The sequence below is a fragment of the Mesorhizobium sp. B1-1-7 genome (assembly GCF_006442705.1).
Lineage (GTDB): Bacteria > Pseudomonadota > Alphaproteobacteria > Rhizobiales > Rhizobiaceae > Mesorhizobium > Mesorhizobium opportunistum.
The window spans coordinates 219635-230903 of the sequence record NZ_VFWQ01000005.1; the positions used below are offsets into that span (position 1 = coordinate 219635).

The following is an 11269-nucleotide window of genomic DNA, read 5'->3' on the forward strand; positions in this document are numbered from 1 at the left end:
AGAAGAAACATGCATCGCAGAACAGTCCTTCAGCTCGGCGTCGCCTGCCTGGCGCTTGGCATTGGCTCCAACGCGCTGGCCGACCCGATGGCCGACGCCAAGGCGGTGGTCGACAAATATGCCAGCAAGGTCGACAAATGGGATGGCCCGACGGCCGGACCGAAAGGTGCGGCCGGCAAGACGATCGTGGTGCTTGGCGCCGATATGAAGAACGGCGGCATCCTTGGCGTCACCAAGGGCGTCGAGGAAGCAGCCGCGGCCCTTGGCTGGACCGTCAAGACACTTGACGGCGCCGGTTCCATCGGCGGTCGCACCGCGGCCTTCGGCCAGGCGCTGGCACTCAACCCCGACGGCATCATCATCAACGGCTTCGATGCCGTGGAGCAGAAGCCGGCGCTGGAGCAGGCCAGGGCAGCCAAGATTCCGATGGCGGCATGGCATGCCGCTCCGACGGTCGGCCCGATCGACGATCTCGGCATCATCGCCAACGTCTCGACCGATCCGATGGAAGTGTCGAAGGCTGCCGCCGACTGGGCTTTCGTGAACGCCAAGGGCAAGCCCGGCGTCATCATCTTCACCGACTCGACCTACCAGATCGCCATCGCCAAGGCCGACCGCATGAAGAAGGAAATCGAGGATCTCGGCGGCAAGGTGCTCGAATATGTCGACACGCCCATCGCCGAGACCTCGCAGCGCATGCCGCAGCTCACCACCTCGCTGCTGCAGAAATACGGCGACCAATGGACTCACTCACTGGCGATCAACGATCTCTATTTCGACTTCATGGGACCGTCACTGGCGGCGGCCGGAAAGTCGGGCACCGACGCGCCGATAAACGTGGCGGCGGGCGACGGTTCCGAATCGGCCTACCAGCGCATCCGCTCCGGCCAGTTCCAGAAGGTGACGGTTGCCGAACCGCTGAACCTGCAGGGCTGGCAGCTCGTCGACGAGCTCAACCGCGCCATGGCCGGCGAGAAATGGTCGGGCTACATCTCGCCGCTGCATGTTGTGACGTCGGACAATGTCGAATTCGACGGCGGGCCGGATAACCGCTTCGATCCGGGCAACGGCTACCGCGACCAGTACAAGAAGATCTGGGGCAAATAGGCGCCGATGAGTACCTCTGCAAACGGGCAGGACGGTCAACGGCCGGCGGTCAACCCGCCGGCCGTTGTGTTTCGCCTGGGTTCAGGCTGTATGACGCGCGATCACCTTCGGCGTCATGCCGACGACCACCCGGTCGTCAGGCGCCCGGCGCCCGTTGAGCAGGTCGAGCACGAGATCGGCGACACGGATGCCGATCTCGTGCGCCTCGACATCGATCGTGGTGATCGACGGCACCGACTGCTCGGCGAGGTCATAGGCGCCGAAGCCGGCGATCGCGACATCCTCGGGGACGCGGATCCCGCGCCGCAGGCATTCCATAAGCGCACCGAAAGCGGAAAGATCCGAAACGCACATCACCGCCTGCGTGTCCGGCCAGCGCGAAATCATCTCGACCATGGCGGTGGCGCCCTCGCGCATCGATATCGGCGGCACGCCGGAGGCAATGATGCGCGAGCCATCGAGACCGCGTTCCTGCAGTGCCGCGACGAAGCCGCGCCGGCGATCGAGGCCACGCGTGTCGCGCGATGTGTCACCGCCGATGAAGCCGAGCCTTGAATAGCCACGTGCGACAAAGTGGTCGACCATCAGCCGTCCGGCCTCGGCGTTGGAAAAGCCGACGACATGACCGATCGGATCGGCCGGCAGGTCCCAGGTCTCCACCACCGGGACGCCGGCATTCTCGAGCATCTTGCGGCAGCGTGGCGTGTGCCGTCCGCCGGTGACGATGATCGCCTCCGGCCGCCGCCGCAGCAACTGGCCGACCAGGCGCTCTTCCTCCTCGACATTGTAGTCGGTGAAGCCGAGCAGGATCTCCAGCCCGCTGTCGCGCAGGCCCTCGGTCATGCCGCGCACCGTGTCGGCGAAATTGGCGTTGTTGATCGAAGGTATCGTCACCGCCACAAAACCGGACCGGCGCGACGACAGGTTGGCGGCGATGCTGTCGAAGACATAGCCGAGTTCGTCCGCGGCCCGTATGATACGGTCGCGCGTGTCCGCGCTGATGGAGGTATCACTCTTGAAGGCGCGCGACACGGTCATCGTCGAGACGTTGGCGCTACGCGCGACATCGGCCATGGTCGGACGTTTTGGCGAAGGCTGCATGGCCATACGTTATCGATATCACTGCTGAATGCAACGCACCGTCGCGGGTTACGAGAAGGCGATCTGAACCTTCATCGCCTGGCTGCGGTCGTTGGCGATTTCGAAGCCTGACAGCGCCTCGGCGAATGCCACGGTGTGGGTGATCAGAGGCTTCACGTCGATGAGCCCCTTGCGCATCAATTCGACGCCCACGGCGAACTCCGGATGGAAGCGGAACGACCCGTTGATGGACAGTTCCTTGGCGGTGACCACCGACATCGGCAGTGCCATCTCCGCACCACCAAGGCCGAGCTGAACGATCGTGCCGCGCGGCCGCAGCGCCGCGATGCCCAGCGCCAAAGCAGCGGCGGCTCCTGAACATTCATAGAGAATGTCGAACGTGCCCTTGTCGGCGAAATAAGGCGCTAGCCCATCCGGATCGGTTCGTGTGTTGATCGTGCTGTCGGCGCCGGCACGCGTGGCCATGGACAGGGTAAAATCAGTGATGTCGACGGCGACGATCTCGGCGGCGCCCGCGCGGCGCGCGCTGAGGATCGACAACAGGCCGATCGGCCCACAGCCAGTCACCAGCACACGCTTGCCCAGCATCTCACCGGCCCTGCGCGTCGCGTGGAGACAGACCGCCAGCGGCTCGGCCATCGCCGCTTCGGCAGCACTCAACCCATTGGCCGGCACGCATTGCGGTGCGTCCGCCACAAGCATTTCGCGGAACGCGCCCTGGATATGCGGGAACGGCATGGCGCTGCCATAGAAGCGCATGTTGAGACACTGGTTGTGCATCCCTTCCCGGCAGTACCGGCAGCTGTAGCAGGGCCGCGACGGCGAGACCGCGACCAGCTGGCCTGGCCGCAGTCCGTCGACGCCGGGGCCGAGCTTTTCGATGACGCCGGAGACCTCATGGCCGAGAATCATCGGCTCTTTGAGGCGCACCGTTCCGAAGCCGCCATGATTGTAGTAGTGCAGGTCGCTGCCGCATATGCCGCCGGCGGCGAGACGCAGCAGCACCTGTCCCTGACCCGGCGCCTCGACCGGCCGGTCCTCGATGCGCAGGTCCTTCGCGGCGTGGATGACGATCGACTTCATGGTCAGTAGACTCCTCGGGCAATTCCAGGAAAAATGTGCAGCGGTTTTCCGTCCGAATCCGCGTAAGACAAGCCTAAAGCACCGGCGTGAGCAGCGGCTGGCCGGCGAAATGGGCGGCAAGATTGTCGCGCACCAGTTTGCCCATGGCCTTGCGCGTTTCGATGGTGCCCGACGCATGGTGCGGCTGCAGCAACACATTGTCGAGCGCCAGGAAGCGCGGATTGAGCTTCGGTTCGCCCTCGAACACATCGAGCGCGGCGGATCCGAGCACCTTTGCCTCGAGCGTGTCGAGCAGCGCATCCTCGTCGATGTTGGATGCGCGCGAAATGTTGATCAGCATGCCGTCCTCGCCGAGTGCCGCAAGCACATCCTTGTTGACGACGTGGCGCGTCGCGGCCGACGCGGCAAGCGTCACGAACAGGAAGTCCGAACGCCTCGCCAGCTCGACCGGATCGGCGACGAACGTCCAATCCGGGGCGAAGTCCTTCGGCGCGACGTCGCTGTAGGCGATGTCCATGCCGAAGCCCGCGAGACGCTTGGCCACCTCGTAGCCGATGCGCCCAAGACCGAGCACGCCGGCCCGCCGGCCCCAGACGCGGCGCTTGAGCGGGTAGAGGCCCTTCGCCGCCCAGCTGCCGTCGCGCACCCAGCGTTCGGCGCCGATCACGCCGCGCGACAGGCACAGCATCATGGCGATGCCGAGATCGGCGACGTCGTTGGTCAGCACGTCCGGCGTGTTGGTGACGCGCACGCCTCGCTCCCGGCATGCCGCGAGATCGACCGCATCGAAACCGACGCCGTAGACGGAAACAACCTCAAGCGAAGGGCAGGCCTCGATCATGGCGCGGTTCGCGCCGAGCTCGCCACGCGTGGCTATGCCGCGCACCTGCGGTCCGATCTCGGCGAGGAAAGCCTGCTTGTCATCAGCCGCGAAATAGCGGTGCACTGTAAAGGCTTCATTGAGCGGCTCCTCGTCCCATGCGGGGTAGGGTCCAACCTGAAGGATGTGAGGCCGCTGCATCGGTTTTCGCTCCAACTGACTTGACAACAATGTTATCGATAACATAACAACATTCAACGACGAGAGGCAATCGGAAAATGTCGTCCACACTGTTCGATCTCACCGGGCGCGCGGCGCTCGTTACCGGCTCCTCGCAAGGCATCGGGTTCGCTTTGGCCAGGGGACTGGCCGAAGCCGGCGCCAAAGTGGTCCTCAATGGCCGCGACGGGGCAAAGCTCGCCGAGGCTGCGGCGCGGATAAAAGGGGCGGAGACACTCGCCTTCGACGCCACCGACCATGACGCGGTCCGCTCCGCCATCGACAGTTTCGAGCTGTCCGGCGGGCCGATCGACATATTGGTGAACAATGCCGGCATGCAATTCCGCACGCCGCTCGAGGACTTTCCCGCCGACGCGTTCGAACGCCTGCTGCAGACCAATGTCGCCAGCGTCTTCCATGTCGGCCAGGCCGTCGCCCGGCACATGATCCGTCGTGGGCGCGGCAAGATCATCAACATCGCCAGCGTCCAGACGGCGCTTGCCCGCCCCGGCATCGCGCCCTACACAGCGACCAAAGGCGCGGTCGGTAATTTGACCAAGGGCATGGCGACCGACTGGGCCAGGTTCGGCCTGCAATGCAACGCCATCGCGCCCGGCTATTTCGACACGCCGCTGAATGCCGCACTGGTCGCCGATCCGGCATTCAGCGCATGGCTTGAAAAGCGCACGCCGGCCGGTCGCTGGGGCAAGGTCGAGGAGCTGGTCGGGGCCTGTGTCTTCCTCGCCTCCGACGCGTCATCCTTTGTCAACGGACATGTCCTCTATGTCGATGGCGGCATCACAGCGTCGATCTGATCAGCCCCGCCGCATGGTCATCATGGGCGTTGCGGGGTCGGGCAAGACAACGATCGGCGAGGCACTCGCCCGCGCGATCTCGGCGACCTATCTGGATGGTGACCAGCTGCATCCGGAGGCCAACATCGCCAAGATGAGCGCCGGCATTCCGCTTGCCGACAGCGACCGGTGGCCGTGGTTGGCAAAGGTCGGCGAAACCCTGAGGCCAGGCACAATGCCCGTCATCGTCGGCTGCTCGGCGTTGAAGCGCGCCTATCGCGATTTCATCACCGAACGGGCCGGCGCGCCGGTGCTGTTCATCTATCTCGACGGTTCGCGCGAACTGATTTCCCGTCGAATGCGGGAACGCACCGGCCACTTCATGCCGACCAGCTTGCTCGACAGCCAGTTCGCGACACTGGAGATACCAGGCAAGGACGAGAACGCGATCAGGGTGGCGATCGACGCGCCGCTCAAGGAGATTGTCGCGGAGATAACAACGAAATTCGAGGAGTGGCCGTCATGACCAACAAAGTCGCACTGATCGGCGCCGGTGCCATGGGCGGGGCGATCGGTGAGCGCCTGCTTGCCACCGGCAATCGCCTCGCCGTCTTCGATCTCGACAAGGTCAAGGTCCAGGCGCTGGTCGCCAGAGGCGCGACCCCCATGACAAGTGCGGCCGAGGCCGCTGGCGCGTCCGACTATGTCATCCTCAGCCTCAATTCGGCGGCGATCGTGCGCCGCGCGGTGTTCGGCGACGGCGGCGTGGCGACTGGAGCCAAGCCTGGCACGCTGATCATCGACATGTCGTCCATCGAGCCCGATGCGACGCGCCAGCTCGCCGCGGACGCATGCGAGAAGGGTTTTCGCTGGGTCGACAGCCCGCTCTCGGGCGGTGCGCCGAAGGCGCTGACCGGCGAGTTGACACTGATGGCCGGCGGCGAAGAGGATGACGTCGAGGATGCCCACAATGTGCTGCGCGATGTTGCGGCCAACTACACCCATATGGGTCCGGCGGGCGCCGGCCAGACGACCAAGCTGATCAACCAGGTGCTGTGCGCGCTGAACTTCATGGCGGTGGCGGAGGCGACGCGGCTGGCGCTGGATGCCGGCGTCGACGTGCTGAAGATCCCGCAGGCGCTGAGGGGCGGCCGCGCCGACAGCGCCATCCTGCAGGAATACCTGCCGCGCTTCGCCACCCGCGATTACCGCCGCACCGGCCGCATCGACAATATGGTGAAGGACCTCAATGCCGCGCAGGATCTGGCGCGGCGGACACACACGGCGATGCCGCTGACGGCCGTCTGCGCCGAGGTGCACAGGCTGCTGACAGCCGCCGGACTGGGCGGCGAGGATCAGGCCGCATTGATGGAATTTTTCCAACGCAAGGACGAGGACGGCAAATGATCACGCGCTACGCACTGTTTGAAGGCAAGGTGAAGGATGGCCAGACGGAGGCGTTCCGCCGGGACGTGATCGAGACTGTCCTGCCGAAATGGAAGGCCTTCCCCGGTGCGCTACACGTGCGCGTCAGCTTTGCCGAGAAGCGCGACGACGGCGCGCCGGAATTTCCAATGATCCTGGCCATCAATTACCCCGACATGGCGGCCGTCGACGCGGCCCTTGCCAGCCCCGTCCGCGCCGAATCCCGCGCCGCGACCGAGGCGGTGCTGGGCAGATATTTCGAGGGCCGCATCCACCACCACGTCACCATCGCCAACGAGTTTCCGCTAGCCGGAGATTAGCCCCCTATCATGGGGAATTTTCGACCCGGAAAACACCCGTATTGCTATCGAGGCGGCAGCGGCTGCGCGGATGTCACCGGTTGCTTTCTTCAGGCTGTGCGGGCGAAGCGATCGACCCTGAAATCGTCGAGCGGTGTTTCGCAACGGTCGGTCATGATGAGCTCGGCCATGGCATCGCCCACGCCCGGACCGAGCTGGAAGCCATGTCCGCTGAAGCCGAAGGCGTGGAACAGGCGTGGCGTCGTCGCCGAGCGTCCCATGATCGGCAGCATGTCTCTGACATAACCCTCGCAGCCGGACCACGTGCGGATGACCGCGACCCGCGCGATTCCCGGCAGCAACCGTGCGACGGCGCGCAACTGCGTCGGCAGGCGTATGGGATCCGCGTTTGCATGGCCAGGATCCAGGTTAACTGCCACCCTTTCGGCCGCTCCGCCGAAGACGATGTTGCCTCGCTCGACCTGACGCAGATAGGCGCCATGGTCCTTGTTGCGCGTCCAGATGCCGACCACCGGCAAGATACGATGCGGCAGCGGCTCGGTCACGCCCATCTGCGGGCCACGGGCGTCGAGCGGAACCGCTTCGCCGAACTGCGCGGCGATGCGCGCGCCCCAAGCACCAGCGGTGTTGAGCAGACACTCGGCGGCGAATGCACCTTTTGAACTGGCTACAAGGAAGCTGGAGCCTGTGTGCCGGATCGTCTCGACCTCAGTCGCCTCGGCGATTTCCGCGCCCAGTTTGCGGGCGGCCTCGGCGAATGCCGGTGCGATCAGCCTCGGATTGCCGCTGCCGTCCTGCGGCGAGAACGACGCCGCGATCGCCTCGGCACCGAGACCGGGAAAGCGGGCACGGATCTCGGGTGGGCCGAGCTCCTCGAGGTCCAGCCCCCAGGGCCGCGCCGCCTCGGCATAGGCCCGCATGTCGGCGAGGCTATCTTCATCGAAGATCAGCCGGATATGACCGGTAGCGCGGAATTCCACGTCGCGGCCAAGCATTTTTTCGGCCTCGCCCCACAGCCTGAGCGAGCGATGGGCCAGCGGAAGCTGGGACAGATCACGCCCCGTGCGCCGAATGTTGCCGAAGGAGGCAACCGTTGCTCCTGTGCCGATCCGATTGCGCTCGATCAAGGTAACGCGCGCGCCGCGCCGGGCCAGGAAATAGGCAGAAGCCGTTCCCATCAGTCCGCCGCCCAGCACGATCACATCCATGGCGCGGCCTCTTGCAAAACAGCACTCTATCCTTTGACTGATCTTGTCCGCGCCGTGGCATTGCGTCAAAGATGGGTTTGGACAGGACCCATAAGCTTTACCTATGGAGTGGCAATGCGGGCCCGGCAGCTCGAAGTGTTCATCGCCGTCATGCGCGCGGGCACCGTGACCGCCGCGGCGCGGATGCTGAACATCTCCCAGCCCGCTTTGAGCCAGATCCTGCTCCACACCGAAGACGAACTCGGCTTCACGCTGTTCGAGCGGGTTAAGGGCCGGCTGCGGCCGACCCCGGAGGCGCTCGAGATCTTCCCTGATGCCGAGAGGTTGTCGGCGGGGCTTGAAGGCTTGCGCCGCAAAACCACCGATCTGCGTCTGGGCCGGGCAGGGCTGGTGCGGGTCGCCGCCTCACCGCCGCCGGCCATGGCGATCTTGCCGCGCGCGTTCACCAAATTCCGGGCCCAGCATCCCAACATAATGTTGCGCGCTCATAGCGCGCCGATCGCCGCCATCGTCGACATGCTGCGAGCGGGCGACGCCAGCCTCGGCGTGGCCATGGACGACCGGCTCCCTCCGGATATTGAGGCGGAAGTGATCGGCAGCGTCGGTTTTGCTTGCCTGCTGCCGACCGGGCATGTGTTGGCCGGGAAAACCGAGCTGACACTCGCCGATCTCGCAGGCGAGGAATTGATATCGTATCGGGGCAACACCCGTCCTGCCGACGAACTGGCCCACGCTGCACGCGCGCAAGGTGTGACGCTTTCGCCGTCGCTCGAGATCGACGTATCCATCTCCGCGGTCGGTTTTGTCCAGGCCGGTCTGGGCATCGCCCTGGTCGACGCGCTGCTGCCTTGGCATCAGTTTGCCGGGCTTGCGGTCAGGCTGCTCGCAAATGGGCCGGAATTTCCGATTGCGCTGCTCACGTCTCGCACACGGGCACTTTCGCGGGCCGATGAGCTGATGCGCGACCAGATCCGCGCGGCCTGTGCCGCCGTGCTGGGTTAGCGTCGCTCGAAAGCATAAGCAAGGCTTATATCCTTGCTCATCATACGTCTTGGACCCTGGCCATCCTGTCGTGTCAGCTTTGGTTGGCAGACAGGAAGGGACGCATCATGGATGGTGCCATCGCGGCGGACGAGGCGCGGAACGAAGCCGACTGGAAGGTCGGCGTCGATATCGGCGGCACATTCATCGATTTCTGCGCGCTGGAAGCAAATTCTGGGCGCGTGGCCTCGCTGAAAGTTCTGACGACGCCAGAAGATCCGGGCGCCGAACTGATGACGGGCCTCACCCTTCTGGCCGAACGCGAAGGCTTTGATCCCAAACGCATGACGCGCTTCGTGCATGGGACAACGGTCGGCATCAACACCATCATCCAGCGCAAGGGCGCACCGCTGGCGCTGTTCACCAATGCCGGCTTCGAGGACGTCATCGAACTGGCGCGATTGCGAATGCCGGACATGTATTCGCTGTTTTGCTCGCGGCCGGACCCGCTGATCTCGCGCGACATGGTGTTCGGCATTCCGGCCCGCATGCGCGCCGACGGAAGTGAATCCCAGGCACCGGACATGGCGGTGGTGGCCAGCGCGGTGGCCGCGGCGAAAGCGGATGGGGCGCAGGGGATCATCGTCTCCTTCCTCCATTCCTGGCGCAACGCCGCGCAGGAGGCTGCCGTCAAGGCGACGATCGCGCGTCACGCTCCCGACCTCTTCGTCTTCTCTTCGGCCGAGGTGTGGCCGGTCATCCGCGAATACGAGCGCGGCTCGACCGCCATTCTCAATGGTTATGTCCATCCGCGCGTCTCGGGCTATTTGACGGCGCTGGAAGAGCGGCTGAAGGACCGCAGCGTGCCGGCCCGCCCGATGCTGACGAAGTCGAACGGCGGGCTGATGAACGCCGCCGAAGGCAAGCGCGCCTGCGTGAACATGCTTTTGTCGGGAACGGCCTCCGGCGTCATCGGTGCCTCATGGCTGGCGCGTCAGGCCGGCGAAGACCAGGTTCTTACCCTCGACATCGGCGGGACCTCGGCCGACTTCGCGCTCATCATCGGTGGCGAGGCGCAGTTCGGCACCGGCGAACTGATCGGCGAGTTTCCGCTCCATATCCCCTCGGTATCGGTGAGCTCGATCGGCGTTGGCGGCGGCTCGATCGCCAGCGTCGACGCGCAAGGGGTGCTGCGGGTTGGGCCTGAGTCGGCCGGTTCGACTCCGGGACCGGCATGCTACGGCCGCGGCGGCCAGCGGGCGACGGTGACCGACGCCATGGTGGTGTGCGGATGGCTCGGTCACAGCGAGATGGCCTATGGCCAGCTCCGCATCGATACCGGACTGGCGCATCGCGCGGTCGGCGAGCTTGCCGCCCGGCTCGGCCGCCCGATCGAGCAGACGGCGCAGGCGATCCTCGACATTGCCGTGTCGGAGATGTTCGTCGAGGTCGAGAAGCTTGCCTCGCGCGCCGGCGTCGACTTGCGCGATTTCACGCTGATGCCGTTCGGCGGCGGCGGCCCGATGCTCGGCGCCTTCCTTGCCCGCGAACTCGGGATGAAACGCGTCATGGCGCCCCGCCGGCCCGGCGTGGTGTCGGCGCTGGGCGGGCTGGTTGCTGATCTGCGCGGAGACTTCATTCGCACCATCTTCAGCCCGCTGTCGGACATGTCGCTTGCCGGAATTGGCGAGGCCTTCGAGGCTCTGGCGCGTGAGGGGCGCGACTGGCTTGCGGCGCAAGGTCATGACGGGGAGGCGGAGCTCAACCTCTCCTGCGACATGCGCTATGTCGGACAAAGTTATGAGATCGAGGTCGTCCTTCAGCCGCAATGGCTGACGGACGGGAATGCGGTCGCCATCGCACAGGGCTTCCACCTCACCCATGAACAGCTCTACGATTTCCACGACCCGGACGGCGAGATAGAACTTGTGAATGTCCGGCTGTCCGCCATAGGCGCGGGGCCGAAACTCTCCCTCCCGGAGGCCGAAGAAGTGGAAGTTGCGGCCATCCCGGCGCGCCGGCTCCCGGTCTATACGGGCCTGAACGTCGAGACCGTCGACCTCTACGAGCGGCAGGCCCTCGTAGCCGGCAGCAAATTCCACGGTCCTGCCGTGGTCGTGCAGGAAGACACCACTTTTGCCATTCCCGCGGGAGCGCAGGCAAGGGTCGACCGTCACCTCAACCTTTTGCTGACGTTCCCGGAGTAAAGCC

The 11269-nt window shown here is 65.1% G+C and carries 11 protein-coding genes; 7 read left to right on the forward strand and 4 right to left on the reverse strand.

Going from position 1 to position 11269, the window contains the following annotated elements; genetic code table 11:
* The first annotated feature begins 9 nt into the window (after positions 1 to 9).
* Positions 10 to 1107, forward strand: coding sequence for a substrate-binding domain-containing protein (locus FJ978_RS10420; protein WP_013894031.1), 1098 nt, complete (start codon positions 10 to 12; stop codon positions 1105 to 1107).
* 81 nt (positions 1108 to 1188) lie between these two features.
* Here the strand turns inward: FJ978_RS10420 and FJ978_RS10425 are convergent, their stop codons facing one another.
* From FJ978_RS10425 to FJ978_RS10435, 3 genes are all read right to left on the reverse strand, one after another.
* Complete coding sequence (locus FJ978_RS10425) at positions 1189 to 2208, reverse strand: LacI family DNA-binding transcriptional regulator (RefSeq protein ID WP_246678109.1); 1020 nt, start codon at positions 2206 to 2208, stop codon at positions 1189 to 1191.
* Positions 2209 to 2256: 48 nt separating this feature from the next.
* A complete protein-coding gene (locus FJ978_RS10430; RefSeq protein ID WP_023769175.1) occupies positions 2257 to 3291 on the reverse strand; it encodes an L-idonate 5-dehydrogenase in 1035 nt (344 codons plus the stop codon).
* 73 nt (positions 3292 to 3364) lie between these two features.
* On the reverse strand, positions 3365 to 4312 hold the full coding sequence (locus FJ978_RS10435; RefSeq protein ID WP_140572096.1) for a 2-hydroxyacid dehydrogenase: 948 nt from the start codon (positions 4310 to 4312) through the stop codon (positions 3365 to 3367).
* Between the two features lie 77 nt (positions 4313 to 4389).
* Between FJ978_RS10435 and FJ978_RS10440 the strand changes: the two genes are divergently transcribed.
* The 4 genes from FJ978_RS10440 to FJ978_RS10455 are packed head-to-tail and all read left to right on the forward strand — an operon-like array spanning position 4390 to position 6869.
* Entirely contained in the window at positions 4390 to 5145 is a 756-nt protein-coding gene (locus tag FJ978_RS10440; RefSeq protein ID WP_140572097.1) for an SDR family oxidoreductase, read from the forward strand.
* Positions 5146 to 5158: 13 nt separating this feature from the next.
* Positions 5159 to 5650: a gluconokinase gene (locus tag FJ978_RS10445; RefSeq protein WP_041164127.1), complete on the forward strand. Its 492-nt coding sequence runs from the start codon at positions 5159 to 5161 to the stop codon at positions 5648 to 5650.
* Positions 5647 to 6531, forward strand: coding sequence for an NAD(P)-dependent oxidoreductase (locus FJ978_RS10450; protein ID WP_140572098.1), 885 nt, complete (start codon positions 5647 to 5649; stop codon positions 6529 to 6531). The genes FJ978_RS10445 and FJ978_RS10450 overlap by 4 nt, the downstream gene beginning before the upstream one ends.
* Positions 6528 to 6869 (forward strand): hypothetical protein, encoded by a 342-nt coding sequence (locus FJ978_RS10455; protein ID WP_013894038.1) that lies wholly within the window; start codon positions 6528 to 6530, stop codon positions 6867 to 6869. The genes FJ978_RS10450 and FJ978_RS10455 overlap by 4 nt, the downstream gene beginning before the upstream one ends.
* 89 nt (positions 6870 to 6958) lie before the next feature.
* Here FJ978_RS10455 and FJ978_RS10460 read toward each other — a convergent pair whose 3' ends face one another.
* Complete coding sequence (locus FJ978_RS10460) at positions 6959 to 8077, reverse strand: FAD-binding oxidoreductase (RefSeq protein WP_140572099.1); 1119 nt, start codon at positions 8075 to 8077, stop codon at positions 6959 to 6961.
* 114 nt (positions 8078 to 8191) lie between these two features.
* On the opposite strand from FJ978_RS10460, the gene FJ978_RS10465 reads away from it, so the two are divergent.
* Entirely contained in the window at positions 8192 to 9079 is an 888-nt protein-coding gene (locus FJ978_RS10465; protein ID WP_013894040.1) for a LysR family transcriptional regulator, read from the forward strand.
* Between the two features lie 107 nt (positions 9080 to 9186).
* Positions 9187 to 11265 carry a hydantoinase/oxoprolinase family protein gene (locus FJ978_RS10470; RefSeq protein WP_140572100.1) on the forward strand — a complete coding sequence of 693 codons (2079 nt, stop codon included), beginning with the start codon at positions 9187 to 9189 and terminating at the stop codon, positions 11263 to 11265.
* Positions 11266 to 11269: the final 4 nt, after the last annotated feature.

Bases quoted from the DNA above. Each gene is read 5' to 3' on its own strand.
- FJ978_RS10420 (WP_013894031.1), top strand. From the start codon at position 10: ATGCATCGCAGAACAGTCCTTCAGCTCGGCGTCGCCTGCCTGGCGCTT.
- FJ978_RS10425 (WP_246678109.1), bottom strand. From the start codon at position 2,208: ATGCAGCCTTCGCCAAAACGTCCGACCATGGCCGATGTCGCGCGTAGC.
- FJ978_RS10430 (WP_023769175.1), bottom strand. From the start codon at position 3,291: ATGAAGTCGATCGTCATCCACGCCGCGAAGGACCTGCGCATCGAGGAC.
- FJ978_RS10435 (WP_140572096.1), bottom strand. From the start codon at position 4,312: ATGCAGCGGCCTCACATCCTTCAGGTTGGACCCTACCCCGCATGGGAC.
- FJ978_RS10440 (WP_140572097.1), top strand. From the start codon at position 4,390: ATGTCGTCCACACTGTTCGATCTCACCGGGCGCGCGGCGCTCGTTACC.
- FJ978_RS10445 (WP_041164127.1), top strand. From the start codon at position 5,159: ATGGTCATCATGGGCGTTGCGGGGTCGGGCAAGACAACGATCGGCGAG.
- FJ978_RS10450 (WP_140572098.1), top strand. From the start codon at position 5,647: ATGACCAACAAAGTCGCACTGATCGGCGCCGGTGCCATGGGCGGGGCG.
- FJ978_RS10455 (WP_013894038.1), top strand. From the start codon at position 6,528: ATGATCACGCGCTACGCACTGTTTGAAGGCAAGGTGAAGGATGGCCAG.
- FJ978_RS10460 (WP_140572099.1), bottom strand. From the start codon at position 8,077: ATGGATGTGATCGTGCTGGGCGGCGGACTGATGGGAACGGCTTCTGCC.
- FJ978_RS10465 (WP_013894040.1), top strand. From the start codon at position 8,192: ATGCGGGCCCGGCAGCTCGAAGTGTTCATCGCCGTCATGCGCGCGGGC.
- FJ978_RS10470 (WP_140572100.1), top strand. From the start codon at position 9,187: ATGGATGGTGCCATCGCGGCGGACGAGGCGCGGAACGAAGCCGACTGG.